Origin of the sequence: Acidovorax sp. 210-6 (assembly GCF_010020825.1) — a bacterium.
GTDB classification, from domain to species: Bacteria; Pseudomonadota; Gammaproteobacteria; order Burkholderiales; family Burkholderiaceae_C; genus Simplicispira; species Simplicispira sedimenti.
In genome coordinates this window covers 2,292,385-2,319,029 of record NZ_JAACJE010000001.1, presented here as the reverse complement: position 1 = coordinate 2,319,029, position 26,645 = coordinate 2,292,385, and the positions used below count along the sequence as shown (strand labels likewise).

General features: G+C 67.9%; 17 protein-coding genes and 6 tRNA genes. 11 read left to right on the top strand and 12 right to left on the bottom strand.

What is annotated here, in order from left to right; genetic code table 11:
- Positions 1-19 precede the first annotated feature (19 nt).
- The 8 genes from GWK50_RS10635 (at position 20) to GWK50_RS10600 (ending at position 3,345) form a co-directional block, all read left to right on the top strand.
- A complete protein-coding gene (locus GWK50_RS10635; RefSeq protein WP_162016484.1) occupies positions 20-1,231 on the top strand; it encodes an O-succinylhomoserine sulfhydrylase in 1,212 nt (403 codons plus the stop codon).
- On the top strand, positions 1,228-2,652 hold the full coding sequence (gene gltX, locus GWK50_RS10630; RefSeq protein WP_162016483.1) for a glutamate--tRNA ligase: 1,425 nt from the start codon (positions 1,228-1,230) through the stop codon (positions 2,650-2,652). The genes GWK50_RS10635 and gltX overlap by 4 nt, the downstream gene beginning before the upstream one ends.
- Before the next feature lie 64 nt (positions 2,653-2,716).
- Positions 2,717-2,792: transfer RNA gene (locus GWK50_RS10625), tRNA-Ala, on the top strand.
- A gap of 22 nt (positions 2,793-2,814) precedes the next feature.
- Positions 2,815-2,890 (top strand) — tRNA-Glu (locus GWK50_RS10620).
- 55 nt (positions 2,891-2,945) lie between these two features.
- A tRNA-Asp gene (locus GWK50_RS10615) sits at positions 2,946-3,022 on the top strand.
- An 8-nt stretch (positions 3,023-3,030) separates the two neighbouring features.
- Positions 3,031-3,106: transfer RNA gene (locus GWK50_RS10610), tRNA-Ala, on the top strand.
- Between the two features lie 31 nt (positions 3,107-3,137).
- Positions 3,138-3,213 (top strand) — tRNA-Glu (locus GWK50_RS10605).
- 55 nt (positions 3,214-3,268) lie between these two features.
- A tRNA-Asp gene (locus GWK50_RS10600) sits at positions 3,269-3,345 on the top strand.
- A 125-nt stretch (positions 3,346-3,470) separates the two neighbouring features.
- Here GWK50_RS10600 and GWK50_RS10595 read toward each other — a convergent pair.
- The 10 genes from GWK50_RS10595 to prpC all read right to left on the bottom strand — a co-directional run bounded on the left by GWK50_RS10595 (position 3,471) and on the right by prpC (position 16,627).
- Complete coding sequence (locus GWK50_RS10595; RefSeq protein ID WP_162016482.1) at positions 3,471-5,084, bottom strand: DHA2 family efflux MFS transporter permease subunit; 1,614 nt, start codon at positions 5,082-5,084, stop codon at positions 3,471-3,473.
- A 20-nt stretch (positions 5,085-5,104) separates the two neighbouring features.
- Positions 5,105-6,346: an HlyD family efflux transporter periplasmic adaptor subunit gene (locus tag GWK50_RS10590; protein ID WP_162016481.1), complete on the bottom strand. Its 1,242-nt coding sequence runs from the start codon at positions 6,344-6,346 to the stop codon at positions 5,105-5,107.
- A gap of 53 nt (positions 6,347-6,399) precedes the next feature.
- Positions 6,400-7,866 carry an efflux transporter outer membrane subunit gene (locus GWK50_RS10585; protein WP_162016480.1) on the bottom strand — a complete coding sequence of 489 codons (1,467 nt, stop codon included), beginning with the start codon at positions 7,864-7,866 and terminating at the stop codon, positions 6,400-6,402.
- Positions 7,867-7,891: 25 nt separating this feature from the next.
- Complete coding sequence (locus GWK50_RS10580; RefSeq protein WP_162016479.1) at positions 7,892-8,398, bottom strand: MarR family transcriptional regulator; 507 nt, start codon at positions 8,396-8,398, stop codon at positions 7,892-7,894.
- A 203-nt stretch (positions 8,399-8,601) separates the two neighbouring features.
- Positions 8,602-8,883, bottom strand: coding sequence for a helix-turn-helix transcriptional regulator (locus tag GWK50_RS10575; protein ID WP_162016478.1), 282 nt, complete (start codon positions 8,881-8,883; stop codon positions 8,602-8,604).
- Between the two features lie 147 nt (positions 8,884-9,030).
- Entirely contained in the window at positions 9,031-10,491 is a 1,461-nt protein-coding gene (locus GWK50_RS19885; protein ID WP_162016477.1) for an SEC-C metal-binding domain-containing protein, read from the bottom strand.
- Between the two features lie 181 nt (positions 10,492-10,672).
- Positions 10,673-11,539 carry an isocitrate lyase/PEP mutase family protein gene (locus GWK50_RS10565; protein WP_162016476.1) on the bottom strand — a complete coding sequence of 289 codons (867 nt, stop codon included), beginning with the start codon at positions 11,537-11,539 and terminating at the stop codon, positions 10,673-10,675.
- A 74-nt stretch (positions 11,540-11,613) separates the two neighbouring features.
- Complete coding sequence (gene prpF / locus GWK50_RS10560; RefSeq protein ID WP_242455350.1) at positions 11,614-12,792, bottom strand: 2-methylaconitate cis-trans isomerase PrpF; 1,179 nt, start codon at positions 12,790-12,792, stop codon at positions 11,614-11,616.
- Between the two features lie 10 nt (positions 12,793-12,802).
- Positions 12,803-15,451, bottom strand: a complete 2,649-nt coding sequence (acnD, locus tag GWK50_RS10555; protein WP_162016474.1) for a Fe/S-dependent 2-methylisocitrate dehydratase AcnD — start codon at positions 15,449-15,451, stop codon at positions 12,803-12,805.
- Between the two features lie 21 nt (positions 15,452-15,472).
- Positions 15,473-16,627, bottom strand: a complete 1,155-nt coding sequence (gene prpC, locus GWK50_RS10550) for a 2-methylcitrate synthase (protein WP_162016473.1) — start codon at positions 16,625-16,627, stop codon at positions 15,473-15,475.
- 161 nt (positions 16,628-16,788) lie between these two features.
- On the opposite strand from prpC, the gene GWK50_RS10545 reads away from it, so the two are divergent.
- Positions 16,789-18,252 (top strand): short-chain fatty acyl-CoA regulator family protein, encoded by a 1,464-nt coding sequence (locus GWK50_RS10545; RefSeq protein ID WP_162016472.1) that lies wholly within the window; start codon positions 16,789-16,791, stop codon positions 18,250-18,252.
- Between the two features lie 101 nt (positions 18,253-18,353).
- On the opposite strand, the gene GWK50_RS10540 is transcribed toward GWK50_RS10545, so the two are convergent.
- The gene (locus GWK50_RS10540; RefSeq protein ID WP_162016471.1) at positions 18,354-19,751 is read right to left on the bottom strand and encodes a DUF1501 domain-containing protein; all 1,398 of its coding nucleotides are present in this window, start codon (positions 19,749-19,751) and stop codon (positions 18,354-18,356) included.
- An 8-nt stretch (positions 19,752-19,759) separates the two neighbouring features.
- Positions 19,760-21,526, bottom strand: a complete 1,767-nt coding sequence (locus tag GWK50_RS10535) for a DUF1800 domain-containing protein (protein ID WP_162016470.1) — start codon at positions 21,524-21,526, stop codon at positions 19,760-19,762.
- A 248-nt stretch (positions 21,527-21,774) separates the two neighbouring features.
- On the opposite strand from GWK50_RS10535, the gene smc reads away from it, so the two are divergent.
- Both smc and GWK50_RS10525 read left to right on the top strand, forming a co-directional pair.
- Entirely contained in the window at positions 21,775-25,302 is a 3,528-nt protein-coding gene (gene smc, locus GWK50_RS10530) for a chromosome segregation protein SMC (RefSeq protein ID WP_162016469.1), read from the top strand.
- Positions 25,303-25,509: 207 nt separating this feature from the next.
- Positions 25,510-26,631 carry a cell division protein ZipA C-terminal FtsZ-binding domain-containing protein gene (locus GWK50_RS10525; RefSeq protein ID WP_162016468.1) on the top strand — a complete coding sequence of 374 codons (1,122 nt, stop codon included), beginning with the start codon at positions 25,510-25,512 and terminating at the stop codon, positions 26,629-26,631.
- Positions 26,632-26,645: the final 14 nt, after the last annotated feature.

Here is a 26,645-nt window from a genome sequence, read left to right as displayed (position 1 = left end):
CCCCACAAGGCTTTTCCGCATGAACCCAGCCCAGCCACAAGACCTGCACCCCGACACCCTGGCGGTGCGCCAGGCGCTGCCGCGCAGCGTCTATGGTGAACATTCCGAGGCGCTGTACCTGACCAGCAGCTTTGTTCAGCCCGATGCCGAAACCGCCGCGCGCCGCTTTGCGGGCGAGGAGGACGGCTACACCTACACCCGCACCTCCAACCCCACCGTCACCAGCTTTGAACAGCGCCTGGCAGCACTGGAGGGCACGGAGTCGGCCATCGGCACGGCCAGCGGCATGTCGGCCATCTTGCTGATGTGCCTGGGCTTGCTCAAGGCCGGGGACCATGTGGTGTGCTCGCAGTCCATGTTCGGCTCCACCATCAAGCTCATTGGTGGGGAGTTGGCGCGTTTCGGCGTGGAATCCAGCTTTGTGCCGCAGACCGACAGCAGCGCCTGGAAGGCAGCCCTGCGCCCCAACACCCAGCTGCTGTTTGCCGAGACGCCCACCAACCCGCTGACCGACCTGTGCGACATCGCCGAGCTGGCCGCGATTGCCCACGATGCGGGCGTGCTGCTGGCCGTGGACAACTGCTTTGCCTCCCCCGCGTTGCAGCGGCCTGCCATGCTGGGGGCCGATCTGGTCATCCACTCGGGCACCAAGTTCCTGGACGGCCAGGGCAGGGTGATGGCGGGCGCCGTCTGCGGCCCGCGTTCCATCATCGACGACAAGCTCGCGCCGCTGATCCGCAGCGCAGGCGTCAACCTTTCGCCCTTCAATGCCTGGGTGGTGCTCAAGGGCATGGAAACCCTGCGCATCCGCATGGAAGCCCAGAGCGCCAATGCCCTGGCGCTGGCGCAGTGGCTCGAAGCCCAACCGCAGGTGGCGCGGGTGTATTACCCCGGTCTGACCTCGCACCCGCAGCATGCTCTGGCGATGCGCCAGCAGTCGGGTGTGGGTGGTGCCGTGCTGTCGTTCGATGTGCGGGCCAACGGGCCGCAAGAGGGGCGCGCACGCGCCTTCCATGTGATCGACAGCACCCGCGTGTGCAGCATCACCGCCAACCTGGGCGACACCAAAACCACCATCACCCATCCGGCCAGCACGTCCCACGGGCGCCTCACCGAAGCGCAGCGCCAGGCCGCAGGCATCGGCCAGGGCCTGATCCGCGTGGCCGTGGGCCTGGAACACATCGACGATCTCAAGAACGACCTCGCACGAGGCCTGGACACCCTGTCATGACCGCAGCACCGAACCCTTCGCACGCAGCCCGCGTGCGCACCCGCTTTGCCCCATCGCCCACGGGCTTCATCCACCTGGGCAACATCCGCTCCGCGCTGTACCCCTGGGCCTTTGCAAGGGCGAGCCAGGGCGACTTCATCCTGCGCATCGAGGACACCGACCAGGAGCGCTCCACCCAGGCGGCTGTGGATGTGATCCTCGAGGGCATGCAGTGGCTGGGCATGGAGCCGGACGAAGGCCCCTTCTACCAGATGCAGCGCATGGACCGCTACAAGCAGGTGCTGGCCCAGTTGCAGGCCAGTGGCCATGTCTATCCATGTTACATGAGCGTGGCCGAGCTGGACGCGCTGCGCGAGCGCCAGATGGCCGCCAAGGAAAAGCCGCGCTACGACGGCACCTGGCGGCCCGAGCCCGGCAAGCAACTTCCGCCCATCCCGGAGGGTGTGCAGCCCGTGCTGCGCTTCAAGACGCCCCAGGGCGGCACCGTGGCTTGGGATGACAAGGTCAAAGGCCGTGTCGAGTTCAGCAACGACGAACTGGACGACCTCGTCATCGCGCGGCCCGACGGCACGCCTACCTATAACTTCTGTGTGGTGGTGGATGACATCGACATGGACATCACCCACGTGATCCGGGGCGACGACCATGTCAACAACACGCCGCGCCAGATCCACATCTTCCGTGCCCTGGGCAAGGAACCGCCGGTGTACGCCCACCTGCCCACCGTGCTCAACGAGCAGGGCGAGAAGATGAGCAAGCGCCACGGCGCCAAGCCTGTGACCTGGTACCGCGACGCAGGCTTCCTGCCCGACGCCATGGTCAACTACCTGGCCCGTCTGGGCTGGAGCCATGGTGACGATGAGATCTTTTCGCGTGCGCAATTCCTCGCGTGGTTCGACCTGGACCACCTGGGCCGCAGCGCCGCGCAGTTTGACGAGGCCAAGCTGCGCTGGGTCAATGCCCAGCATCTCAAGGCCTTGTCTGGTGATGTGCTGGCAGCGCTGGTGCAGCCTTTCCTGGTGCAGCGTGGCATTGCAGCCACCGATCTGACCGACGGTCGTTTGCTACCACTGTGCGAACTGTTCAAAGACCGCTGCGACACCCTGGTGGCCTTGGCTGACTGGGTTCGTGTGTTCTACGCCGAGGTCACGCCCCAGGAGGCTGAACGTGCGCAGCACGTCACGCCCGCCATTGCGCCCGCACTGGACGCCCTGGCCGAAGCGCTGGCCGCCTGTGCGTGGGACAAGGCATCCATCGGCACCGCACTCAAGCAAGTGCTGGCTGAGCACGGCCTGAAGATGCCCCAACTGGCCATGCCTGCACGCGTTCTGGTCGTGGGAACGGCACAGACGCCATCGGTCGATGCAGTGCTTGAACTCATGGGACGCGAAAAAGTTGTCGCGAGATTGAAAAGTCGCTAAAAATCAGTCTATAATTTGAGGCTCTGATGGCAACGGCAAGAGTGAATAACAAAGGCCGATGCAGGGGGGTATAGCTCAGCTGGGAGAGCGCTTGCATGGCATGCAAGAGGTCAGCGGTTCGATCCCGCTTACCTCCACCAACATCAGAACAGTCCAGGTTACGACCCTATCGTCTAGAGGCCTAGGACATCACCCTTTCACGGTGAGTACCGGGGTTCGAATCCCCGTAGGGTCGCCAAGTTTTGTGGCACTTGGCTCTTTGCGCAAGCAGGGGGCGAAAGTCACACCGACGCGGAGTGGTAGTTCAGTCGGTTAGAATACCGGCCTGTCACGCCGGGGGTCGCGGGTTCGAGTCCCGTCCACTCCGCCAAGATTTCTGGGGGTATAGCTCAGCTGGGAGAGCGCTTGCATGGCATGCAAGAGGTCAGCGGTTCGATCCCGCTTACCTCCACCAGAACGGTCGGTTGTCAGTCAGTCCAGGTTTTGACCCTATCGTCTAGAGGCCTAGGACATCACCCTTTCACGGTGAGTACCGGGGTTCGAATCCCCGTAGGGTCGCCAAGTTTTGTGGCACTTGGCTCTTTGCGCAAGCAGGGAGCGAAAGTCACACCGACGCGGAGTGGTAGTTCAGTCGGTTAGAATACCGGCCTGTCACGCCGGGGGTCGCGGGTTCGAGTCCCGTCCACTCCGCCATTAACGTAAGCCGCTGCAGTTCACGCTGCAGCGGCTTTTTGTTTTGTGCGTCTCGCGCGGGGGGGCGGCAGACAAAAGAAAAGGGCCGTTACGGTGGACGGCCCTTGATCGCAGCGCTGAGCGTATCAGTGTGCGCCACCAGCGTCTGCTGCGCTAGCGCCCGCAACCGGCCCGGGGCGGCGCGTGAGCCAGATCAGCCCGATCAGCAGCAGGAACAAGACCGCCGAGCCCAGGAAGATGTCGTTGGCCGCGCGCGTGAAGGCCTGCTGGTCGATGAGCCGATTGAGCTGCGCCAGCGCCTGCGCCTGCGACAGCCCCGAGGCCGTGAGCTGGTTCAGTGTCTGGGCGAACACCCCCTGGCCCTGCACCAGCCCTTCGGTGAGGTGGGAGTGGTGCATGGCGGCGCGGCTGTCCCACAGCGTGGTGGCGATGGACGTGCCCATGGCACCGGCGGTGATGCGCACGAAGTTGCTCAGGCCCGCAGCAGCCGGAATGCGGTCGGGGGCAATGCCCGCCAGCGTCAGCGTGGTCAGAGGGATGAAGAAGAACGCCATGGCCGCGCCCTGCAGCAGTGTGGGAATGAGGATGTGGATGAAGTCCGTCTGCACCGTGAAGTGCGAGCGCATCCACAGCACCGCGCTGAACACGATGAACGCGCCCGTGGCCATGCGGCGCGGGTCCCACTGGCCCACCTTCTTGCCCACCAGCGGTGTGAGCAGGATGGCGAACACGCCCACCGGCGCCAGCGCCATGCCGGCCGAGGTGGCGGTGTAGCCCATCCACTGCTGCAGCCACAGCGGCAGCAGCACCACGTTGCCGAAGAACAGCGCATAGGCCACCGACAGCGCCAAAGCGCCAAAGGCGAAGTTGCGCCGCGCGAACAGGCGCAGGTCCACCACCGGGTGCTTGTCCGTCAGCTCCCACACCAGGAACACGGCGAACGCGACCACGGCCACCACGGCCAGCAGGATGATTTCGTTCGAGGCGAACCAGTCCAGCTCCTTGCCCTTGTCCAGCATGAGCTGCAGCGCGCCCACCCACAGCACCAGCAGCGACAGGCCCACCGTGTCGATGGGCAGCTTGCGGATCGGCGTCTCTCGGTCGCGGTAGATGCCCCAGGTGAGCAGCGCGGCCAGCAGGCCCACGGGCACGTTGATGTAGAAGATCCAGGGCCAGGAGATGTTGTCAGTGATCCAGCCACCCAGCAGCGGCCCCACCACGGGCGCCACCAGCGTGGTCACGCCCCACAGGGCCAGGGCCGTGCCCGCCAGCGCGCGCGGGTAGCTGGCCAGCAGCAGCGTTTGCGACAGCGGAATCATCGGCCCGGCCACCAGGCCCTGCAGCACGCGGAAGAACACCAGCGCTTCGAGCGACGAGGCAAAGCCACACAGCCACGACGTGAGCACGAACAGCAGCACGCTCATGGTGAACAGCCGCACCGCGCCAAAGCGCTGCGTGAGCCAGCCCGTGAGCGGCACCGAAATGGCATTGGCCACGCCAAAGCTGGTGATGACCCAGGTGCCCTGGCCCGGGCTCACGCCCAGGTTGCCGGCAATGGCGGGAATGGAGACGTTGGCGATGGACGAGTCCAGCACGTTCATGAACGTGGCCAGCGACAGCGACAGCGTGCCCAGCAATAGTGCCGTGCCGCGCAGCGGCGCGTGCGCGACCGCCTGCGGCGGCGCGCTGGCGGGTGGGGAGGCCGGGGCCGGCCCGGCGGTGGGGTTGGCGGTGGTCATGCGGCTACCGGGTCACCTTCTCAGCGCACCACGGGGGAGTGCACGGCGCCGGCCAGGGCCAGCTTGCGGCCCAGGTTGGCGGCGATGATCTTCTGCACGTCTTCGTCGGCAGCCTGGAGCTGCTCGTCGAACACCGGCGTTGCGGCCACCGGGGCGCTGCGCGGGGTGTCGGCCAGGGCCTTGCCGCCCTGGTCGCGGATGTCCACCTTCACCTCCATCGACAGGCCCACGCGCAGCGCATGCTCGGCCACTTCCTTGGGGTCGAGCGCGATGCGCACCGGCACGCGCTGCACCACCTTGATCCAGTTGCCCGTGGCGTTTTGCGCCGGCAGCAGCGCAAAGGCCGCGCCCGTGCCCGCGCCCAGGCCGGCGATGGTGCCGTGGTAGGTGACCTGCGTGCCGTACACATCGGCCACCAGCTCGGCCTTCTGGCCGATGCGCAGGTTTTTGAGCTGGCTTTCCTTGAAGTTGGCGTCCACCCACAGGTCCGACAGCGGCACGATGGTCATCAGCGGCGCGCCGGCTTGCACGCGCTGGCCCACTTGCACGCCGCGCTTGGCCACATGGCCGTCCAGCGGCGCCACCAGCTGGGCGCGCTGCACCGCCAGGTAGGCCTCGCGCACGCGGGCGGCGGCGCGCTGCACGCCGGGGTGCTGCTCCACGGTGGTGCCGTCGGTCTGCGTCTGGCTCGCGGCCAGTTGCTCCTGCGCCGCCAGCACGGCGGACTGGGCCGCCGCCACGCTGCTCTTGGCGGCGTTGAGCTGGGCCGTGGCGTGCTGGAATTCTTCCTTGCCCACGGCACCGCTGGCCGTCAGCGGCGCGCGGCGGTTCACGTCGTCCTGCAGGCGGGCGGCGTCGGCCTGCACGCGCGCCAGGTCGGCCTGGCGCAGGCTCACCTGGGCCTTGAGGGTGGCGGTGTTGGCGTAGAGCTGGCGCACCTCGCGCACCGTCTGCGCCAGCTGCGCCTCGGCCTGCTCCAGCGCCACGCGGGCGTCGGCCGGGTCGAGCTTGACCAGCACCTGGCCGGTGCGCACGAAGTCGGTGTCGTCGGCGCCAATGGCCACCACGGTTCCGCCCACCTGGGGCGTGATCTGCACCACGTTGCCGGCCACGTAGGCGTTGTCGGTGCTCTCGAAGTGGCGGCCGTTCATCCAGTGCCAGCCGCCCCAGCCCAGCCCAGCCAGCGCCACGGCGGCGGCAATCAGGGTCAGGCCGCGGCGGCGCGCGGTGTTGGCTTCGGTGGCGGTCAGGGGTGCGCTCATGGTGTTCTTCTTTCGTGTGCGTTGTGTTCGGTGCGGTCGGGGGAGGGCCGTGGTCAGCGCGCGGCCGTCTGCAGCATGGCGGTGTCGTCCTGCCAGCCGCCGCCCAGGGCCTTCATCAGCGCGATGCGGGTGTCGAGCTGGCGGGCGCGCAGGTCCACGGCCAGGCGGCGCTGGGCCAGCACCTGGCTCTCGGTGCTCAGCACCACGAGGTAGGTGCCCAGGCCGGCGCGGTAGCGCTCCTGGGCGAAGCGGTAGGCCTTTTCCGCGCTGGCGGCAGCCTCGGCCTGCTGCTCCTGCTGGCGCGCCAGCGAGGCGATGGAGGCGAGCGCGTCGCCGGCCTCGCGCGCGGCGTCAAGCACGGCGCCGTTGTACTGGGCAATGGCCATGTCCAGCTCGGCCTGGCGGCCGCCCAGTTGGGCGCGCAGGCGCCCGCCATCAAAAATCGGCAGGCGCAGCGCCGGCGCCACGCCGAGCTGGCGCGAGCCAGCGTTGAACAGGCGATCCAGCCCCAGCGCGTTCAGGCCCACGAAGGCCGTGAGGTTGACGTTGGGGTAGAACTCGCTGCGCGCCACGGCCACGCCCTGCGTGGCGGCCTCGATGCGCCAGCGCGCGGCCACCACGTCGGGGCGGCGGCCCAGCAGGTCGGTGCCCAGCGTGGGCGGCACGGCCGGGGGCTGCAGCGCGTCGAGCCGGGGCGTGAGCCCGGCCAGCGCACCGGGCGCCTGGCCGCTGAGCACGGCGAGCTGGCGGCGCGCCAGCGTGATCTGCTCGTCCAGCGCCTCGATCTGCGTGCGCGCGTCGGGCACGGCGGCCTGCGACTGCGTCAGTTCCACCTGGCTGTCCAGCCCCGCGCCCACGCGCTGCTGGGTCAGCGACACCTGTTCCTGGCGCTGCGCCAGCGCGCGCTCGGCCACGGCGCGCTGGGCCAGCAGGCGCGCCAGGCCCACATGGGCGCGCGCCACATTGGCGGCCAGCAGGTTGGCGGCGGCGGCGGCATCGGCCTGGGCGGCGCGGGCCTGGCCCAGCGCGGCCTCCAGCTCGGCGGCGTGCTGGCCGAAGAAGTCGGGCGACCAGCTCAGCGACGCCTGGATGTTGCCCGTGGAATAGCTGTTGCCCGCCACCGGCGCGGGCACCAGGCCGTGCGCCGTGTAGTGCTGGCGCGAAAAATCCACGCCCAGCGTGGCCTGCGGGCCGTTGGCGGCCTCGCGCACCTGGCTCAGCGCCACGGCCTGGGCCAGGCGCGCTCGGCCCACGGCCAGGCTGGGGTTGTCTTGCAGCGCGCGTTCCACCAGGGCGTCGAGCTGGCTGTCGCCCAGCGCGCGCCACCACTGGGCGGGGGCGGCGCTGGCATCCTGGCCCGCGTCGGCCAAGCCGGCGGCCTGGGCCGTGGACGCGGCCCGCGGCTGGTGCGCCGGGCCGGGGCTGGCGCAGGCCACCAGCAGCAGGGCCGTGGCCAGCGCGGCGGCCAGGGGAAGCAGGCGGCGCGTGCCGGCGGCAGGGGGGAGGGAAGAGGGCGTCATGGGAGGGGTGCGTAAGGCGATGGAGTCAGGTGTTTTGCGACTGCTGCTGGCGCCGGGCCTCGCCGTTGGCCAGCATGCGGCGCAGCAGGTGCAGCAGTTGCTGCCATTCGTCGTGCGTGAAATCGCTCAGGTGGCCGTTCAGCACCTCGGCCAGCACCGGCGGCACCCGCGCCGCCACGGCCTGGCCTTCGGGCGTTAGGGCGATCTGCACCACGCGCCGGTCGGTGGTGGAGCGCTCGCGCGCCACCAGGCCCTTGGCCTCCAGCCGGTCGAGCACGCGCGTCATGGCGGCCGGGTCGGTCTCCAGGTCGCGCGCCAGCCCGGCCACGGTGGTGGCGCTGCTGCACAGCGACAGCTTGAACAGCGGCAGCCACTGCGCATAGGTCATGTCGTGCGTTGAGAGCTGCGCGTCGGCCTGCGTGCGGATGGACGACATCACCTTGCGCATGAGGTAGCCCACGCTGTCCTCGGGCGAGAGGCGGGTGGCGTCGTAGAACCGTGCGGAAGCGGCGGGCTGGGGGGTATCTGGCATGGGTCGTAATTTAATTGACTAGACAATGATTGTCGTTGCAATTAGTGAATAGGCCTGCTTTTGCGCAGGGTTTTACGTGCCCAGCAAGGGTGTGAAAATGCTATGAAATATGGAGCTTGCTGCGCTTGCCACGTAAGCGCTATAGGCCGATTTGCCGCGTGGTTTGTGCGCCCATGGTTGGCGCACAGCGGCGGAGCGTGGGGCTAGAGCGTCTGCCCGGATCGGGGTGTGAGCGTGTATTCGGGGTGCTGCCCCGTCAGCAACAGGAACATGGCGAACACCGGCCCCTGCATGTTGCGCTCGTCCGTCGTGCTCTCCAGCGCCTGCCAGGTGCGCGACTGCAAGCCGCCCCGGCTGCCCGTCTGCAGCGGGTAACCCATCAGCTCGGCGGCCTGCGCCTGGCTCAGCCCGGCGGCCATGCGTGCGGCCTTGAGTTGGTCGCCGGTGGGGGTGGGCATCGTCAGGGTCAGGGGGCGGGTGGTCATGGCGGGCGAGAGAGGGAGTTGGGCTGCCCTGGAATGGTAGCGCTGTACTTCTGCTGTGATTACTGGCTCTTTTCGGCCAGGAGCGATCCCACAAGAATACGCCGCAATCCGGTCAGTTAGTAGACTGCAAGCTCGGACACAGCATGGCTAGCCGTGACACTTCTTGTACTTCTTGCCGGAGCCGCATGGGCAAGGATCGTTGCGGCCAACCTTCTCGCCAGTCGCCCGCTGGCTGACATGGGGAGGGTGCACAAACTGGGTGACCCGGTCCTTGTGCTGCTTCAAGTTTGGAGTCTCGAAAAAGTTCCAATTCTTGTTCAGTTCCGCGTAGTGGTTTTGTTGCTCCGCAGACCACCTTTCACACGGCATTAAGATGAAATCTTCGGCGCTACTGCCTCCTGCGAACTTTGGTGCTTCGATGCCAATCCCGATTACCTTCACAAGGTATGGGAATTTATTCTTGGATGCGCCGCACGCGATTTCAAGGATCGCCTGTCGCTTTTCGCGGAAATCTGGCGCGGATCGGAGCGGCTCGGGCACACGGAGTTGCAGAAGGACGTAGGCGACGTTTATCTCGAACGAAGGAAGAAGGGTGACTTGCCGCGTGAAGGCTCCAGTGTCCGGGAACCGCTGGACGGCGGTTAGCATCTTGTCGGCGAGGCCGCGGCGCATGAAGCGCGGCTCTTTCACCATCTCGTAGATGGCACTCTGTCCACGCAAAATGTCCGAGTTGCCGCCAAGCGTCCCGTCGAGGCTGTTTTGGCATGTGCGCTGGATTAGCTCGTCCCAGAAGTAGGAGATGCGATCCTCCTTCTTCGTATTCTTGTAAAGCTCGCTCTGATAGAACCCGCGCCACTCTCCCTCGCCGATCATGACGCCAGTCACCTCTTGTTTGGTTGAGCCGATGACGTGCCGCTTCGTTGTGTCGTCGTAGTTAAGAAGGTAGTGGGCGAGTAGGTCTTCTTCTCCGCAGTAGCTGAGGTAATCCAGAGCCGAGATCGCGCGCACCTTCTCGCGCAGGTATGAGGCGAAGTCGCTGACAGTGTCCAACTCGCTCAACACGATCGGCATGTTGTGGCTGTCAAGTATGTGGACGGGGCATAGCTTGTTGATCTCGATGTGGAAAGGCGCGGTGGGCTCGCAATCGCTTTCGGAATAGGTGATGGCAAGACTGCCGTAGACGTTCTCCGGTGATGCACGCTCACAGGCCTCTTTGGCTCCGTGAGCGACGATGATCTTGTGAACGGTGACGATTCCCCTGTCGAACTCAAAAGGAAAAGGCTGCGCCCGCTTCCCGTCCAAGAAGATTGGCCGTCCGCTGCGGATGTACCGTTCTGCTCCATGAGCAGTTTTCACCTGCCGGTCGATAACGTTGCGCTTCCAGCGGTTCCATAGGACCAGGGGATCCTTTTCGGGATCGTCGGGCAGCGCAGCCTCGCGGTCGAAGAAGATGAAAACGTCGTTGCCAAAGACGGCAAGCAGGTCGCACAGCTCATGGCCATCGTCTTTATATGGATTCGGATAGCTCCAGAGCTTTAGGAAGGATCGCTCGCAAAAATCAGCGAGCATTCTCTCGGTCGCAGTGACGCCGGTCGACTTGGTTGTCATGGTAGGTTCGCCCTAAAGGGCTCAGCGGCTAGAGTGACGATTCATGCTTTGTAACCCAGCAACGGCCTGAGTGGCCGCTAAGCGAGTGACCGAGCGGCTGCCTTGGGTCGAATCCTGTCTTCGCTTGTGGCACCAGTGAATGCAAATGACTCCGCATACCGGGTGCCTTTCAGCAGGGACCTCACCACCCCAAGTACTTCTTCTCCAACCCATCCCAAACCTCCTTGCCCACCAGCCTTTGCCTCTCCGCAAACGGCGTCACCAGCGCCGGGTCTTCATCAATCCGCTGCGTCTCGCGCAATTGCGTCAGCGTCCGCTGCATGCCCGCCAGAGCCCCCTGCAGCGCCGCGTTGGCGTACAGCACCAGGCCGTAGCCGAGCTGGCCCAGTTCCTGGGCGCTGGTGATGGGGGTTTTGCCGCCGATGACCATGTTCATGAGCTGGGGTGTGCTCAGGCGCTGGGGCAGGGCGCGCACATGCTCCAGCTCGGTCACGGCCTCGACGAACAGCAGGTCGGCGCCGGCCTCGGCGTATTGCTGGGCGCGCTCCACGGCGGCGTTGAAGCCGTGCACGGTGGCGGCGTCGGTGCGGGCCATGATGAGCAGGTCCTTGTCGCGGCGGGCATCGCACGCGGCCTTGATCTTGCCGATCATTTCGCTGGCCTCCACCACATCCTTGCCGGCGAAGTGGCCGCAGCGCTTGGGTGAAACCTGGTCTTCGAGCTGGATGCAGTCGGCGCCCGCGCGCTCCAGGGTGCGCACGGCGTGGTAGGTGTTGAGCGCGTTGCCAAAGCCGGTGTCGGCGTCCACGATCAGGGGCAGGTCCACGGCGTCGCGGATGCGGGCGGTGTGGTCCGCGATGTCGGTGAGGCCCATGAAGGCCTGGTCCGGCAGGCCGAACCACATGTTGGTGACGCCAGCGCCGGTGACGTAGAGGGCCTCGAAGCCCAGGTCGGCCACCACGCGGGCGGAGAGGGCGTTGAACGCGCCGGGCACGATGACGCCCCGGCGGGCATGGGCCAGGGCCTTGAGTTGTTGCTTGGTGTTCATGGGGTGCCGATCAAAATGCTATTGAATTGGTAGCTGCTGGCGCTTTCTGCATCAGCGCTGGAGGCTGATTTTGCTTAAAAACTGTCTGCCGGAACACGCACCCAGCCTTCCATGAGGATGCGGGCGCTGCGGCTCATCAACGCTTTGGTGACTTGCCACTGGCCGTTGGCTTGCGCGGCCTCGGCGCCCACACGCAGGGTGCCCGAAGGGTGGCCGAACACCACGGCGTTGCGCGTGCCGCCGCCTGCGGCTTTGTTCACCAGCGTGCCGGGGATGGCTGCGGCGGTGCCAATGGCCACGGCCGCCGTGCCCATCATGGCGTGGTGCAACTGGCCCATGGAGAGGGCGCGCACCAGCAGGTCGATGTCGTCGGCCTCGATGTGCTTGCCGCTGGACGCGGTGTAGCTGATGGGCGGGGCCACGAAGGCGATTTTGGGCGTGTGCTGGCGCTGCGCGGCCTCGCCCACATCGCGGATCAGCCCCATCTTCACCGCGCCGCGCGCGCGGATGGCCTCGAAGCGCGCCAGGGCCTGCGCGTCGCCGTTGATGGCGCCCTGCAGCTCGGTGCCGGTGTAGCCCAGGTCCGCCGCGTTGAGGAAGATGGTGGGGATGCCGGCGTTGATGAGGGTGGCGGCGAATGTGCCGACCCCAGGCACGTCCAACTGATCCACCACGTTGCCGGTCGGGAACATGGCGCCGCCTTCGCCTTCATCGGCGGGTGCGATGAACTCCAGCGGCACCTCGGCGGCGGGGAAGGCCACGCCGTCGAGCTCGAATTCGCCCGTTTCCTGCACATGCCCGCCCACGATGGGCACATGCGCCACGATGGTTTTGCCAATGTTGGCCTGCCAGATGCGCACCGCCACGCTGCCTTGCCGGGGGATGCGCGCTGGGTCCACCAGCCCCCAGTGGATGGCGCAGGGCCCCACGGCGGCCGAGAGGTTGCCGCAGTTGCCGCTCCAGTCCACGAAGGGGCGGTCGATGGCGACCTGGCCGAAGAGGTAGTCCACATCGTGCCCGGGCCGCGTGCTGCGGCTCAGGATGACGGCCTTGCTGGTGCTGGACGAGGCGTTGCCCAGGCCGTCGATCTGCTTGCCATACGGGTCGGGGCTGCCCAGCATGCGCAGCAGCAGCGCGTCGCGTGCAGGGCCGGGGTGGCGGGCGGCCTCGGGCAGGTCGGGCAGGTGGAAGAACACGCCCTTGCTGGTGCCGCCGCGCATGTAGAGGGCGGGAATCCTGGTTTGCGGTGCCATGGCTTTCACTTCAGTTTTCATAGCTGACAGCGCTTGCTGGTGGGGCGCTGGAGGCTGATTTGGCCAAAAAATCCTGCGCAAAGCGCTGCAGCACACCGCCCGCTTCGTACACCGAGGCTTCCTCGGCGGTGTCGAGCCGGCATTGCACGGGCACCTGCAGCACTTCGCCATTCTTGCGGCGCACGATGAGCGACAGCACGGCGCACGGCTGCAGTGCACCCGCCACGTCGAAGGTTTCGGTGCCGTCGAGCTGCAGGGTGTGGCGGGTGGTGCCGGGCTGGAATTCGAGCGGCAGCACGCCCATGCCGATGAGGTTGGTGCGGTGGATGCGCTCGAAGCCCTCGGCCACCACCACCTCCACGCCCGACAGGCGCACGCCCTTGGCGGCCCAGTCGCGGCTGGAACCCTGGCCGTAGTCGGCGCCCGCGATGACGATGAGCGGCTGGCGGCGGCCCAGGTAGGTTTCGATGGCCTCCCACATGCGCACCACCTGGCCCTCGGGCTCCACGCGGGCCAGCGAGCCCTTGCGCACCTGGCCGTTCACCACGGCCATTTCGTTCACCAGCTGCGGGTTGGCGAAGGTGGCGCGCATGGCGGTGAGGTGGTCGCCCCGGTGCGTGGCGTAGGAGTTGAAGTCTTCCTCCGGCACGCCCATGCGCGCCAGGTATTCGCCCGCCGCCGAGTCCGTCAGGATGGCGTTGGAGGGCGAGAGGTGGTCGGTGGTGATGTTGTCGGGCAGGATCGCCAGCGGGCGCAGGCCCTTGAGCGTGCGCGGGTGGGCGGCGAGCGCGCCCACGCCCTCGGTGTCCCAGTAGGGCGGGCGGCGGATGTAGGTGGACTGCGCGCGCCAGGCGTACTGCGGGCTCACGCGCTGGCCGTCGTTGCGCCGCAGGGCGAACATGGGCTCGTACACGGCGCGGTACTGCGCGGGCTTGACGGCGGCTTGCACCACGGCGTCGATCTCTGCGTCGCTGGGCCACAGGTCTTGCAGGCGGATCTCGCGGCCGTCCACCACGGCGAGCACGTCGCGCTCGATGTCGAAGCGGACCGTGCCGGCCAGCGCGTAGGCCACCACCAGAGGCGGCGAAGCCAGGAAGGCCTGGCTGGCGTAGGGGTGGATGCGCCCGTCGAAGTTGCGGTTGCCCGAGAGCACGGCGGTGGCGTAGAGCTTGCGGTCGATGATCTCCTGCTGGATGGCGGGGTCCAATGCGCCGCTCATGCCGTTGCAGGTGGTGCAGGCAAAACCCACGATGCCGAAGCCCAGGGCCTCCAGGTCGCCCAGCAAACCGGCTTCCTGCAGGTACAGCTCCACGGCCTTGGAACCGGGGGCGAGGGATGTTTTGACCCAGGGTTGGCGGTTCAGGCCCAGGCGGCGGGCGTTGCGCGCCAACAGGGCGGCGGCGATCACGTTGCGCGGGTTGCTGGTGTTGGTGCAGCTGGTGATGGCGGCGATGACCACGGCGCCGTCGGGCAGGGTGCCTGCGCCGGGCGCGGGCATGGTCCAGGGGCCGGCGATGCCCTTGGCTGCCAGGTCGGCGGTGGCCACGCGGGCGTGCGGGTTGGAGGGGCCGGCCAGGTTGCGCACCACGCTGGAGAGGTTGAACTCCAGTATGCGCTCGTACACGGCGTCTTGCAGGGTGTCGGCCCACAGGCCGGCCTCCTTGGCGTAGGTTTCGACCAGCTCCACCTGGCTGGCGGCGCGGCCGGTAAGGCGCAGGTAGTCCAGCGTCTGCTCGTCGATGGCGAACAGCGCGGCGGTGGCGCCGTATTCGGGCGCCATGTTGGCAATGGTGGCGCGGTCGCCAATGGTGAGGCTGCGCGCACCCTCGCTATGGAACTCCAGGTAGGCGCCCACCACCTTGGCCTTGCGCAGGAATTCGGTGAGCGCCAGCACCACATCGGTGGCGGTGATGCCGTCCTGGCGCTGGCCGGTGAGCCTCACGCCCACGATCTCGGGCAGGCGCATCCAGGAGGCGCGGCCCAGCATCACGGCCTCGGCCTCCAGGCCGCCCACGCCGATGGCGATGACGCCCAGCGCGTCCACGTGTGGCGTGTGGCTGTCGGTGCCCACGCAGGTGTCGGGGTAGGCCAGGCCGTTCTGCACCTGCACCACGGGCGACATTTTCTCCAGGTTGATCTGGTGCATGATCCCGTTGCCCGCCGGGATCACCTCCACGTTGGCGAAGGCTTTTTTCGTCCATTCGATGAAGTGGAAGCGGTCTTCGTTGCGGCGGTCCTCGATGGCGCGGTTCTTGGCGAAGGCCTCGGGGTCGAAGCCCCCGCACTCCACGGCCAGCGAATGGTCCACGATGAGCTGCACTGGCACCACGGGGTTCACCTGCGCCGGGTCGCCGCCCTCGGCGGCAATGGCGTCGCGCAGGCCGGCCAGGTCCACCAGGGCCGTCTGGCCCAGGATGTCGTGGCAGACCACGCGCGCCGGGTACCACGGAAAGTCGCGCTCGCGGCGGCGTTCGATGAGCTGGCGCAGGCAGTCGACCACTATGGCCGGGTCGGCCTTGCGCAGGATGTTCTCGGCATGCACGCGCGCGGTGTAGGGCATCTCGGCCCAGGCGCCGGGGCGCAGGTGCTCGACGGCGGCGCGGGCATCCACATAGTCCAGCAGCGTGCCGGGCAGGTTCTTGCGGTAGAGGGTGTTCATGGCGTGGAGCGCTGCGAGGGGTTAGGTGCGGTTCTCGATGGGCACGAAGGCCAGGTCGTCGGGGCCGGTGTAGTGGGCGCTGGGGCGGATGATCTTGTTGTCGATGCGCTGCTCGATGGTGTGCGCGGCCCAGCCGCTGGTGCGCGCAATGACGAACAGCGGCGTGAACATGGCCGTGGGCACCTGCATCATGTGGTAGCTCACGGCGCTGAACCAGTCGAGGTTGGGGAACATTTTCTTGGTTTCCCACATGACGGATTCCAGCCGCTCGGCGATGTCGTACATCTTGGTGCTGCCTGCTTCCTCGGACAACTGGAGCGCCACGCGCTTGATGACCACGTTGCGCGGGTCGCTCACCGTGTACACCGGGTGGCCGAAGCCGATCACCACCTCCTTGGCCTCCACGCGGCGGCGGATGTCGGTCTCGGCGTCGTCGGGCGTGTCGTAGCGCTTTTGCACCTCGAAGGCCACCTCGTTGGCGCCGCCGTGCTTGGGGCCGCGCAGCGCGCCAATGGCGCCGGCAATGCTGGAATACATATCGCTGCCGGTGCCGGCGATCACGCGGGCGGTGAAGGTGCTGGCGTTGAACTCGTGCTCGGCGTACAGGTTCAGCGAGGTGTGCATGGCGCGCTCCCAGGCGGCGCTGGGTTTCTGGCCGTGCAGCAGGTGCAGGAAATGCGCACCGATGGAGTCGTCGTCCGTCTCGACGCCGATGCGCTTGCCCTGCGTGCTCCAGTGGTACCAGTAGAGCAGCATGGAGCCCAGGCTGGCCAGCAGGCGGTCGGCGATGTCGCGCGCGCCGGGCGTGTTGTGGTCGTCCTTCTCGGGCAGCACGCAGCCCAGGGCCGAGACCCCGGTGCGCATCACGTCCATGGGGTGGCTGCTGGCGGGCAGCTTCTCCAGCGCGTCCTTCACGCTGGCGGGCAGGCCGCGCAGGGCCTTGAGCTTGGCCTTGTAGGCCTTGAGTTCGGCGCGCGTGGGCAGCTTGCCGTGCACCAGCAGGTGGGCGATTTCCTCGAATTCGCAGACCTCGGCGATGTCGAGGATGTCGTAGCCCCGGTAGTGCAGGTCGTTGCCGCTGCGACCGACAGTGCACAGGGCCGTGTTGCCGGCGGTCACGCCCGAGAGGGCGACGGATTTCTTGGCCTTGACGGCGGGGGTGGCGGTTTCGCTCATGGCGTTGTTCTCCTTGCTTTGCGGTTGTGCACCCGGGTTTCCTGGTGCATGATTCGCAATGTACGCAAGCCACGTTCCCTATGTAAGCCCTGAATTGGCGAAGGTTTGCGAATTAAAAACCTGCAAATTGCGAAGTTTGCGAATAACCCGGAGACAACCCCATGCGCAAGACCTTCATGGGCGTGCAGCTGCGCCGCCTGCGCGAGGAACGTGGCCTCACGCAGGTGGCGCTGGCGCGCACGCTGGGCCTGTCGGCCAGCTACCTGAACCAGATCGAGCAGAACCAGCGCCCGCTGACGGTGCCGGTGCTGCTGAAGATCAGCGCCGCGCTGGGCGTGGACGTGCAGCGCTTTTCCGACGACGAGGAGGCGCGCCTGATTGCCGGCCTGAACGAGGTGCTGGCCGACCAGCCGCCGGGCGGCGCGGGGCAGGAGCAGGTGTCGCTGGCCGAGATCCGCGAGCTGGCCGCCAGCATGCCCGCCGTGGCGCGCACCCTCATCGGCATGCACGGGCGCTACCGCCAGGCGCTCGAACGCCTTGATGCGCTCGCCGCGCCCTGGGGCGACGAGCGCGCGGGCCAGGGCGGCGAGGCGCCGCCGCCCATGGCCTACGAGGAGGTGCGCGACTATTTCTTCGCCCACCACAACCACATGGCCGAGCTGGACGCCGCCGCCGAGCACTGCGCCGCGCAGTGGGGCATGGAGCCGCGCCGCGCCGAAAGCCTGCTGCTGCAGCGGCTGGAGCAGCAGCACGGCGTGCGCGTGGTCACGCCGGGGCCGGAGATGCCGGTGCTTGAAGGCGGCACGCTGCGCCTGTTCGATGCGGCCTCCAACGTGCTCTACCTGTCGGACCGGCTGGAGGGCGGGCAGCGCAACTTCCACATGGCCACGCAACTGGCCTTCCTGGAGATGGAACCCGTGCTGCGCCGCCTGGCGCAGGACGCGCGCCTGTCCAGCCGCGAGGCGCGGCAGCTCGCGCGCATCGGCCTGGCCAACTACTTCGCCGGGGCGCTGCTCATGCCGTACACGGCCTTCCTGCGCGCCGCCGAGGAAGAGGGCTACGACATCGAGCGCCTGGGCCAGCGCTTCGGCGTGGGTTTCGAGGCGGTGTGCCACCGGCTGTCGATGCTGCAGCGGCCGCAGGCGCGCGGCATTCCGTTCATCTTCATCCGCGTGGACCGCGCAGGGAACATCTCCAAGCGCCAGTCGGCCACGCATTTCCACTTCTCGCGCATCGGCGGCACCTGCCCGCTCTGGAACGTGTACGAGGCCTTCGCGCAACCTGGTCGCATCGTCACGCAGCTGGCGCGCATGCCCGACGGGCGCACCTACCTTTGGGTGGCGCGCACCGTGCAGCACGGCGGCGGCGCCTGGGGCGCGCCGGGCAAGCTGCACGCGGTGGCGCTGGGTTGCGACATCGAGCACGCCCCGCGCTGGGTGTATTCCAAGGGCCTGAACTTGGCCGATCCGGCCGCTGCCGTGCCCATCGGCATGGGCTGCAAGGTGTGCGAGCGCACCAGCTGCCCGCAGCGCGCCTTCCCGCCCGTGGGCCGCGCGCTGGAGGTGGACGAGCGGCGCAGCACTCTGGCGCCGTACCCGGTGTTGCAGCGGGTGCTATCGAATTGATCGCTTGCGGTGCCTGTATTGACCCCCTCTCCCGCGAGGGGAGAGGGAGTTTTGCTATCGAATCAATAGCTTGTTGCGCTTATTCCACGGGCGTTTGGCGCCTAAATCTGCATGAATCCCAGGTCGGCAGAACCAAAATTGCCCAGGCGCGGCAGCACCAGGGGCAGGTCGGTGGCGGAGATGCCGAACCAGCGGCCCAGCGTGGCGGCGTATTGTTCGACCGACACCGAGGGCAGCAGGCGGCCCCGGCCCACGTCGTCCGGGCCGTTGTTGGCGGGCAGCGGGGCGGCGCCGACAAAGCTGCCACCTTTCACGGCGCCACCGATCACGAACTGCGACGAGCCCCAGCCATGGTCCGTGCCGTCGTTGTTGCTCACCAGCGTGCGGCCAAAGTCGGTGGCCGTGAAGGTGGTGACTTTCGAGGCCACACCCAGCGCCTCGGTGGCGCGGTAGAACGCGGCCAGCGCATTGCCCAGGTTGGTCATCAAGGTGGCGTGGGCGCCCAGTTGGCTGTCATGTGTGTCGAACCCGCCCAGCGACACAAAAAACACCTGGCGCTTGGTACCCAGGCTGCCACGGGCGCTGATGAGACGCGCCACCAGGGCAAGTTGGTCGGCCAGCCGGTTGCTGGTGGGAAAGGTGACGGGCGCTGGGTTGCCTGCCAGCGCCGCAGTGATGCGCTCGCCCGCCTCGATGGAGCGCTGCGCCACGCGCGCATGCTCGTTGGCCAGCCAGTGCGAGGAGCCTTGCGTCATGAACTGGCGCAGCACCTGGGATGCGTCAGCCGAGCCGAACAGGCGGTTCTTGATGCCATTGACCGGCACCGCCCCGCTGGGGGTGACCTGGTAGGGAATGGCGGTGTTGCCCGACAGGTACACCGCGTTGCCCGTCACGTTGATGCAGGTGAAGGTTGAGGTGCTGTTGGCCGACATGAACAGGTCGCCCATGCGCCCGCCCCAGCCGGTGGTGGCGCCCTCGGCGGCCGATGCCTGCCAGTACGACTGTTGGTCGTTGTGCGAGAACAGCTTGGGCGGAAGCGGCACCGAGCGTGCCATGTACTGCTCGCGCGTGGTGGGCTGCACCAGGGTGCCCACGTTGTGCAGCACGGCCATGCGCCCTTGCTGGAACAGTGGCAGCAGGCCTGTGCCCAGGTTGGGGGCCAGGGCAAAGGCACGCCCGTCGGTGCTGCCGCCCGCAGGCGTCAGCACACTGCCCGCCAGCGCTTCGCGCGTGAAGGCGATGTTGCTGCGCAGGCCCTGGTACAGCGCGTGGTGCGTGCTGTCGTAGGGCACCAGGGTGTTCCAGTTGTCGTTGCCGCCTTGCAGAAACACGCAGACCAGGGCCTTGTAGTCGTCGGCCGTCTGGGCGGCGGCGTCGCCCATGGCCGAAAGCGTCAGCGCCCACGGAGCGGCCCCCGCTGCCATGGACAAGAGACTGCTGCGGCGCAGAAAGGCGCGGCGCGATGCGTCGTGGGTGCTGATGGGGGGGAGTGCAGACATGCGAGGCCTCATTTCTGGACGATGTATTCGGGCGAGGCCAGCACCAGCGTGAGTGCGGCATACATCCGGTTTTGCAGTTCGGTGGTGGTCTTGCCGGGCATGCCGCCCAGCACCGCCGTGAGTGTGGCCACGGTGGCGGGCGAGAGCTGGCCAGCGGCCAGCACCAGTTGCAGCTCGGCCACCAGCGCGGCGGGATCGCCCGCCTTGGCCAGCAGTGCGGCGTAGTTGGCGCGCAGGTCGCCCACGCTGCGGCCGGCCACGGCGTTCTGCATGAAGTTCACATAGCCCGCCACGGTGGACTCGTTGGTGAGCTGGAACTCCGGCCCCACCAGGCCCTGTGCCGCCAGTGCCGTGTTGGGCGGTATGTAGCCAGGGCGGAAGAAGTTGAACACCGAGGGCGAACGCAGCGGGCTTTGGCCCAGGCGCGAACCGGGGTCGGACAGGTCGCCCACGTCCCAGGCGTCGCCGGTGGACGTGGCGCCAAAGGCCCGCGCCCAGTGCACAAAGCGCTGCACCGGCTCGCGCAGCTTGCCCCAGTTGGGGTTTTGCAACTGGCCGCGATCGCGCGCCTCGGGGTCCAGCAGGATGGCGCGCACCACGGCGCGCAGATCACCTCGCGCGCCTTGCCCGTTGTTGGCGAACACGGCCGCCACGCGGGCGACATAACCCCCGCTGGGGTTGCTGGTGACCAGCCGCTGGATGAGCTGGCGGCTGATGAACGGCGCCACATTGGGGTGGACGAACAGGGCGTCCAGCGCGCGGCGCAGGGCCGCGAGGGCATCGGTGCCCTCAGGGATGGTGGTGCCCAGGAACTGCTTGGCGCCGGTCTCGTAGCGCGAGGCCACCTGTGCCATGGGCCGGCACATCTGCGCCGCAGGGTAGGGTTTGGACAGGCCTGCCGTGTCCAGGTCCCAGCCCGTGAACACCCGGGCCAGGCCCATCACATCGTCGGAGCGGTAGGTTTCCACGAACTGGCCGTTGTTGACCACGGGCGTGCCGTCGGCGCGCAACTGCACCAGGCCGATGGTGAACAACTGCATCAGTTCGCGCGCGTAGTTCTCGTCGGGTTGGCTGCCGGTCTTGGGGTTGGCCTTGGAATTGCCCCGGTAGGTGAGGTAGTAGCCCATGGCCGGGCTCAGCGAGATGTCTTCCAGCAACTGTCGGTAGTTGCCAAAGGCATGGGTCTGGAGGATGTCGTAGTAATACGCCAGCGCAAACTGGCGGTAACTGCTGTCCACGCCCAGCACCGATGCCACGCAGATCTCCGACAGGGCCAGCGCCACGCGCTGGCGAAGGGCGTCGGGGCTGGTGATCAGTGTGCGCCACAGTGCGTTGTCCAGGCCGCGCTGGCTGAAGCGGAATTCTTCCGCATCCAGCCCCTTGGCGTAGAGCCAGTCCACCATGCGCATGCTGACCGGCATGGCGAATTGCTCGTTGAGCCAGGTGCCCAGGCCCTTGCTGGTCAGCGCTTCAATATCTGCGCGGCTGGCGCCCAGCGTCGCCTGCGCCAGAAAGCGGGCACTTTCCTCGTGCGTCAGCGGGGTGGCCGGGGTGCCAGGGTTGTCGCCTGGCCCATCGCCGGGGTCGCCCGGTGAGCCAGGGCTACCCGGCGTGCCGGGTGTGGAGGGGCTGTCGTCGCTGCCACCGCCGCAGGCCGCGAGTGCTGCTGCACCCAGTGCCGAAAGGGCGGCACTGCGGCCGGGAAGGGGGAGGTTGGCAGCTTCTTCGGCTGTGGTCAGTGCCTGGGTTTCCTGGGGCGTGGGTGGGGCGTTCATGGGTGCGTTCCAAGGGGTTCTTGACGGTGTGTACAAGTCTGTCATGCCCATGCGCATGTCGGGGATATTGGTGACGCAAACCTGTGGTTGTTTCAATTGTTTACAGACCCAAGCCACACCCGCACCGGGACACGGCGCTCGGGTAACATCTGCGCCTTGCCGGCGGGGCTTTCACTGCCCCGGCCCGGCGTATGAGCCAGCCCTGCCTCCACAGGGGCAGCGGGTGCTGGCGTCTGACAGGGTGATCCGTGCGTCTCAACTCCATCAAACTCTCCGGCTTCAAGTCGTTTGCCGAACCGACCAACTTCATGCTGCCAGGGCAACTGGTGGGCGTGGTGGGGCCGAACGGCTGCGGCAAGTCCAACATCATGGACGCGGTGCGCTGGGTGCTGGGCGAGTCCAAGGCGAGCGAACTGCGCGGCGAGTCGATGCAGGACGTGATCTTCAACGGCACCACTTCGCGCAAGCCCGCCAGCCGCTCCAGCGTGGAGCTGGTCTTTGACAATGCCGACCACCGCGCCGGTGGCCAGTGGAACCAGTTCACCGAGATCGCCGTCAAGCGCGTACTCACGCGCGACGGCAACAGCAGCTACTACATCAACAACCAGCCCGTGCGCCGCCGTGACGTGCAGGACGTGTTCCTGGGCACCGGGCTGGGGCCGCGCGCCTACGCCATCATCGGCCAGGGCACCATCAGCCGCATCATCGAGTCGCGCCCCGAGGAACTGCGTCTGTTCCTCGAAGAAGCCGCCGGTGTCTCCAAATACAAGGAGCGCCGCCGCGAGACGGAAAACCGCCTGCACGACACGCGCGAGAACCTTACCCGCGTGGAAGACATCCTGCGCGAGCTGGGCAGCAACCTCGAAAAGCTCGAAAAGCAGGCCGAGGTCGCCGAGCGCTACAAGCAACTGCAGTCCCAGGCCACGCTGCGCCAGCAGCAGCAGTGGTACCTCAAGCGCACCGAGGCCGAGGCTGAGCAGGCCCGCGTGCGCAGCGAAGGGCTGGCCGCCGTCAACGAGCTGGAATCGCGCATGGCCGACCTGCGGCATGTCGAGGCCGAGCTCGAAACCATCCGCCAGGCGCACTACGCCGCAGGCGACCAGGTCAACCAGGCCCAGGGCAAGCTCTATGAGGCCAGTGCCGAAGTCGGCCGCCTGGAGGCTGAAATCCGCTACGTGCTCGAAGGCCGCCAGCGCGTGGAGCAGCGCCTGGTGCAACTCGCAGAGCAAATCACCCAGTGGCAGGCGCGCCGCGAAGAGGCCGACGCCGAACTGGAACACCTGGCCGGGGCCGGGGTCGATGCCGAGGAAAAGGCCGAGCTGCTGGCTGCCCAGGTCGAAGAACAGGCCATGCGCCTGCCCGACCTGGAAGAAGCCCTGCGCCAGGCCCAGGGCCAGGCCGACGCCCAGCGTGCCAGCGTGGTGCAGGTGCAGCAGCAAATCCAGGTGCTGGCGGCAGAGCAGCGCAGCATCGACGAACAAAGCCGCCAGGCGGATGCCCGCTTCGAGCGCCTGCGCGCCGACCGCAACGCCCTGGCCGCGCCCGACGAAGCCCGCCTGGCCAACCTGCGCAGCCAGTGCGAGGCCGCCACCGAGGCCCAGGAACTGGCCGCCGCCCGACTGGAAGAACTGCAGGAAGCCGTGCCCCGCCTGGACGAAGACCGCCGCGCCCGCCAGCAGGCCGTGAACCAGGAGACCGCCCGCCAGGCCGACCTCTCGGCGCGCATGGAGGCCCTCAAGGCGCTGCAGGAAAAGGTCAAAACCGACGGCAAACTGCGCCCCTGGCTGGCCAAGCACGGCCTGGACGGCCTGCAGGGCCTGTGGAGCCGCATCCACATCGAACCCGGCTGGGAAAACGCGCTGGAAGCCGCGCTGCGCGAGCGCCTGGGCGCGCTCGAAGTGGGCCGCCTGGACATGGTGCGCGGCTTTTTGGGCGCCGGCGGGGGCGATGCGCCCGCCGCCAAGCTGGCCTTCTTCACGCCGCCGCAGGCACCCACGCCGAACGCAGCAAACGGCCTGCCGCGCCTGTCGGACCTGCTGCGTGTGCACGACGCAGGGTTGCGCGCCGTGCTCGAAGACTGGCTTGTGGGCTGCCACACCGCCCCCACGCTGGACGAGGCGCTGGACCGCCGCGCCCAGCTTGCGCCCGGCAGCGCCATTTACGTGCCGCAGGGGCACTGCGTGACCGCGCACAGCGTGGGTTTTTATGCGCAGGACTCCGAGCAATCGGGCCTGCTGGCGCGCGCCCAGGAGATCGAGCACCTCGACAAGGAACTGCGCGCCCAGGCCCTCATCGGCGAAGAGGCCCGCACCGCGCTGGTACGCGCCGAAGCCGCCTACGCCGACGCCACCCAGCGCCTGGCCACGCTGGGCCGCGAGGCCGCCGAGGCCCAGTCGCGCGCCCACGAGCTGCAGGTGGAGCACCTGCGCCAGTCGCAACTGGCCGAGCAGGCGCGCGCGCGCAGCGAGCAGATTGGTGCCGACCTGGCCGAAGTGCAGGCCCAGCTGGACGACCTGCAAGAGCGCCGCGTGGCCGCCGAAGCGCGCTTTGAAGAACTCGACATGCAACTGGCCGACAGCCAGGAGCGCCACGCCCAACTGGGCGACCGCGTGATCGAGGCCGAACGCCGCCTGCAGGAGTGCCGCGAGCAGCAGCGCAGCCTGGAGCGCCAGGCGCAGGAGGCCACCTTCTCGCAGCGCAGCCTGGAGGCCCGACGTTCCGAGCTTTCGCGCACCCTGGACACCGCCGCCCAGCAAACCCAGGCCCTGCAGGACGAACGCCAGCGCGCCCAGGGCGAGCTGGAGCGCCTGTCCGACGCCGCCGCCCAGGGCGGGCTGCAGCAGGTGCTGGAACTCAAGCTGCAACGCGAGCAAGAGCTTGCTGCCCAGCGCAGCCAGTACGACGACCTGACCGCCCGCCTGCGCGCCAGCGACGAACGCCGCCTGCAACTGGAGCGCGCCATGGAGCCCCAGCGCACGCGCATTACCGAACTGCAGCTCAAGGAACAAGCCGCCCGCCTGGGGCTGGAGCAGTACAGCACCCTGCTGCAAGATGCGCAGGCCGACCTGGAGGCGCTGGCGCAATCGGTGGCCGAAGGCGGCGTGCGCCTGGCGGGCCTGCAGGGCGAGATCGACCGCCTGCAGCGCGACATTGCCGCGCTGGGCGCCGTCAACCTGGCCGCGCTGGAAGAACTGGCCGCCGCGCGCGAGCGCAAGGTCTTCCTGGACGCGCAAACCGCCGACCTGCAGCAGGCCATGCAGACGCTGGAAGACGCCATCCGCAAGATCGACGCCGAGACGCGCGACCTGCTCTCGGGCACCTTCGACGCCGTCAACCAGCACTTCGGGCGCATGTTCCCCGAGCTGTTCGGGGGCGGACAGGCGCGGCTCATCATCACCGGCGACGAAATCCTCGATTCCGGCGTGCAGGTCATGGCCCAGCCGCCGGGCAAGAAGAACCAGACCATCCACCTGCTCTCGGGCGGCGAGAAGGCACTCACCGCCATCGCGCTGGTGTTCGCCATCTTCCAGCTCAATCCCGCACCGTTCTGCCTGCTGGACGAGGTGGACGCGCCGCTCGACGACGCCAACACCGAGCGCTACGCCAAGCTGGTCACCAGCATGAGCAAGCAGGGCACCCAGTTCCTGTTCATCAGCCACAACAAGATCGCCATGGAAATGGCCGAGCAACTCATCGGCGTGACCATGCAGGAGCAGGGCGTCTCGCGCATCGTGGCGGTGGACATGGAGTCCGCTTTGTCGATGGCGGACGCATGACATGAGGTACAACCCCCTGTGGCGCTGCGCGCCTTCCCCCTTCTCTGGCATTGCTGCGCGATGCGGAAGGGGGACGCCCCCAGCGCCCGGGTATGGACATGTTGGCGGCCCTTGCGCGGGGGCCGCTGGCCTGGGCCGCGCCCGTTTCATAGGTTGCGGGTGTCGGGCTGGGCAATGGAATACTGAGATATCGAATCACACCAAACCATGAGCAACCTGCAAATCAGCCTGGCCGTCATTGGCGCCGTGTTGCTGGCCCTGATCGTGGCCTACAACGCCTGGACCACCCACCGCAACGCCCCGCGCAAGGCCCAGCCGCCCGAGCGCGACGCGTCCGCCGAACCCGCGCAGCGCCTGGAGCCCGCGCTGGACGAATCTGAAGCCAGCGTGCCCACCGTATCGCCCGTGCACGGCCTGGACCGCGGCCCCGAGCCCAGCATCCACGGCGTGGATGTGGACGACGCCCTGCACCTGCCCGTGCCGCCCGCACACGCCAGCCCCGAGCGTTGGTTTCAGCTCGACCCGCTGATCGACGCCATCGCCCCCATCGTGCCCGAGCAGCCCGTCTCCGGCGAAGCCGCGCTGGCCGCGCTGCCGCCCACCCGGCGCGCGGGCAGCAAGCCCTTTGCCATCGAAGCCTTCAACGACGCCAGCGGCCAGTGGGAAACCCCCGTGCCTGGCCAGCGCTACCGCGCCTTCCAGGCCGGGGTGCAACTGGCCAACCGCATGGGTGCGCTCAACGAGATCGAGTTTTCTGAATTCGTCATGAAGGCCCAGGCCTTTGCCGACGCCATCAACGCCGCGCCCGAGTTCCCCGACATGCTGCAGGAAGTGGCCCGCGCCCGCGAACTGGACCAGTTCGCCAGCGACCACGACGCGCAGCTCGCCTTCCAGCTACGCGCCCGCCAGGCCGCCTGGAGCCCCGGCTACGTGCAGCAAAACGCCGCGCGTCTTGGCTTTGTGCCCGGTGCGCTGCCTGGCCGCCTGGTGCTGCCCGCAGGCACTGCCGGCCAGCCCCCGGTGCTGGGCCTGGGCTACGACACCCAGGCCGCCCTGTCGGACGACCCCGAGCAATCGGCCATCCGCGAGCTGTCGCTCAGCCTGGACGTGGCCCATGTGGCCCGCGCCGAACAGCCCTTTGCCCGCCTGCGCCAGGTGGCCGCTGCCCTGTGCGAGAGCATGGACGGCGTGCTCTGCGACCAGAACGGCAACCCGCTGCCCGCCATGGCCATGGACCCCATCGCCGCCGACCTGGAGCAGCTCTATGACCAGCTCGACGGCCGCGACCTCTCCGCTGGCTCGCCCCAAGCGCGCCGCCTCTTCAGTTGATGGGGCCTGCCGCC

What these genes read in the sequence shown, in the direction of transcription:
- GWK50_RS10635 (WP_162016484.1), top strand. Translation starts at nt 20, where the DNA reads ATGAACCCAGCCCAGCCACAAGACCTGCACCCCGACACCCTGGCGGTG.
- gltX (WP_162016483.1), top strand. Translation starts at nt 1,228, where the DNA reads ATGACCGCAGCACCGAACCCTTCGCACGCAGCCCGCGTGCGCACCCGC.
- GWK50_RS10595 (WP_162016482.1), bottom strand. Translation starts at nt 5,084, where the DNA reads ATGACCACCGCCAACCCCACCGCCGGGCCGGCCCCGGCCTCCCCACCC.
- GWK50_RS10590 (WP_162016481.1), bottom strand. Translation starts at nt 6,346, where the DNA reads ATGAGCGCACCCCTGACCGCCACCGAAGCCAACACCGCGCGCCGCCGC.
- GWK50_RS10585 (WP_162016480.1), bottom strand. Translation starts at nt 7,866, where the DNA reads ATGACGCCCTCTTCCCTCCCCCCTGCCGCCGGCACGCGCCGCCTGCTT.
- GWK50_RS10580 (WP_162016479.1), bottom strand. Translation starts at nt 8,398, where the DNA reads ATGCCAGATACCCCCCAGCCCGCCGCTTCCGCACGGTTCTACGACGCC.
- GWK50_RS10575 (WP_162016478.1), bottom strand. Translation starts at nt 8,883, where the DNA reads ATGACCACCCGCCCCCTGACCCTGACGATGCCCACCCCCACCGGCGAC.
- GWK50_RS19885 (WP_162016477.1), bottom strand. Translation starts at nt 10,491, where the DNA reads ATGACAACCAAGTCGACCGGCGTCACTGCGACCGAGAGAATGCTCGCT.
- GWK50_RS10565 (WP_162016476.1), bottom strand. Translation starts at nt 11,539, where the DNA reads ATGAACACCAAGCAACAACTCAAGGCCCTGGCCCATGCCCGCCGGGGC.
- prpF (WP_242455350.1), bottom strand. Translation starts at nt 12,792, where the DNA reads ATGGCACCGCAAACCAGGATTCCCGCCCTCTACATGCGCGGCGGCACC.
- acnD (WP_162016474.1), bottom strand. Translation starts at nt 15,451, where the DNA reads ATGAACACCCTCTACCGCAAGAACCTGCCCGGCACGCTGCTGGACTAT.
- prpC (WP_162016473.1), bottom strand. Translation starts at nt 16,627, where the DNA reads ATGAGCGAAACCGCCACCCCCGCCGTCAAGGCCAAGAAATCCGTCGCC.
- GWK50_RS10545 (WP_162016472.1), top strand. Translation starts at nt 16,789, where the DNA reads ATGCGCAAGACCTTCATGGGCGTGCAGCTGCGCCGCCTGCGCGAGGAA.
- GWK50_RS10540 (WP_162016471.1), bottom strand. Translation starts at nt 19,751, where the DNA reads ATGTCTGCACTCCCCCCCATCAGCACCCACGACGCATCGCGCCGCGCC.
- GWK50_RS10535 (WP_162016470.1), bottom strand. Translation starts at nt 21,526, where the DNA reads ATGAACGCCCCACCCACGCCCCAGGAAACCCAGGCACTGACCACAGCC.
- GWK50_RS10525 (WP_162016468.1), top strand. Translation starts at nt 25,510, where the DNA reads ATGAGCAACCTGCAAATCAGCCTGGCCGTCATTGGCGCCGTGTTGCTG.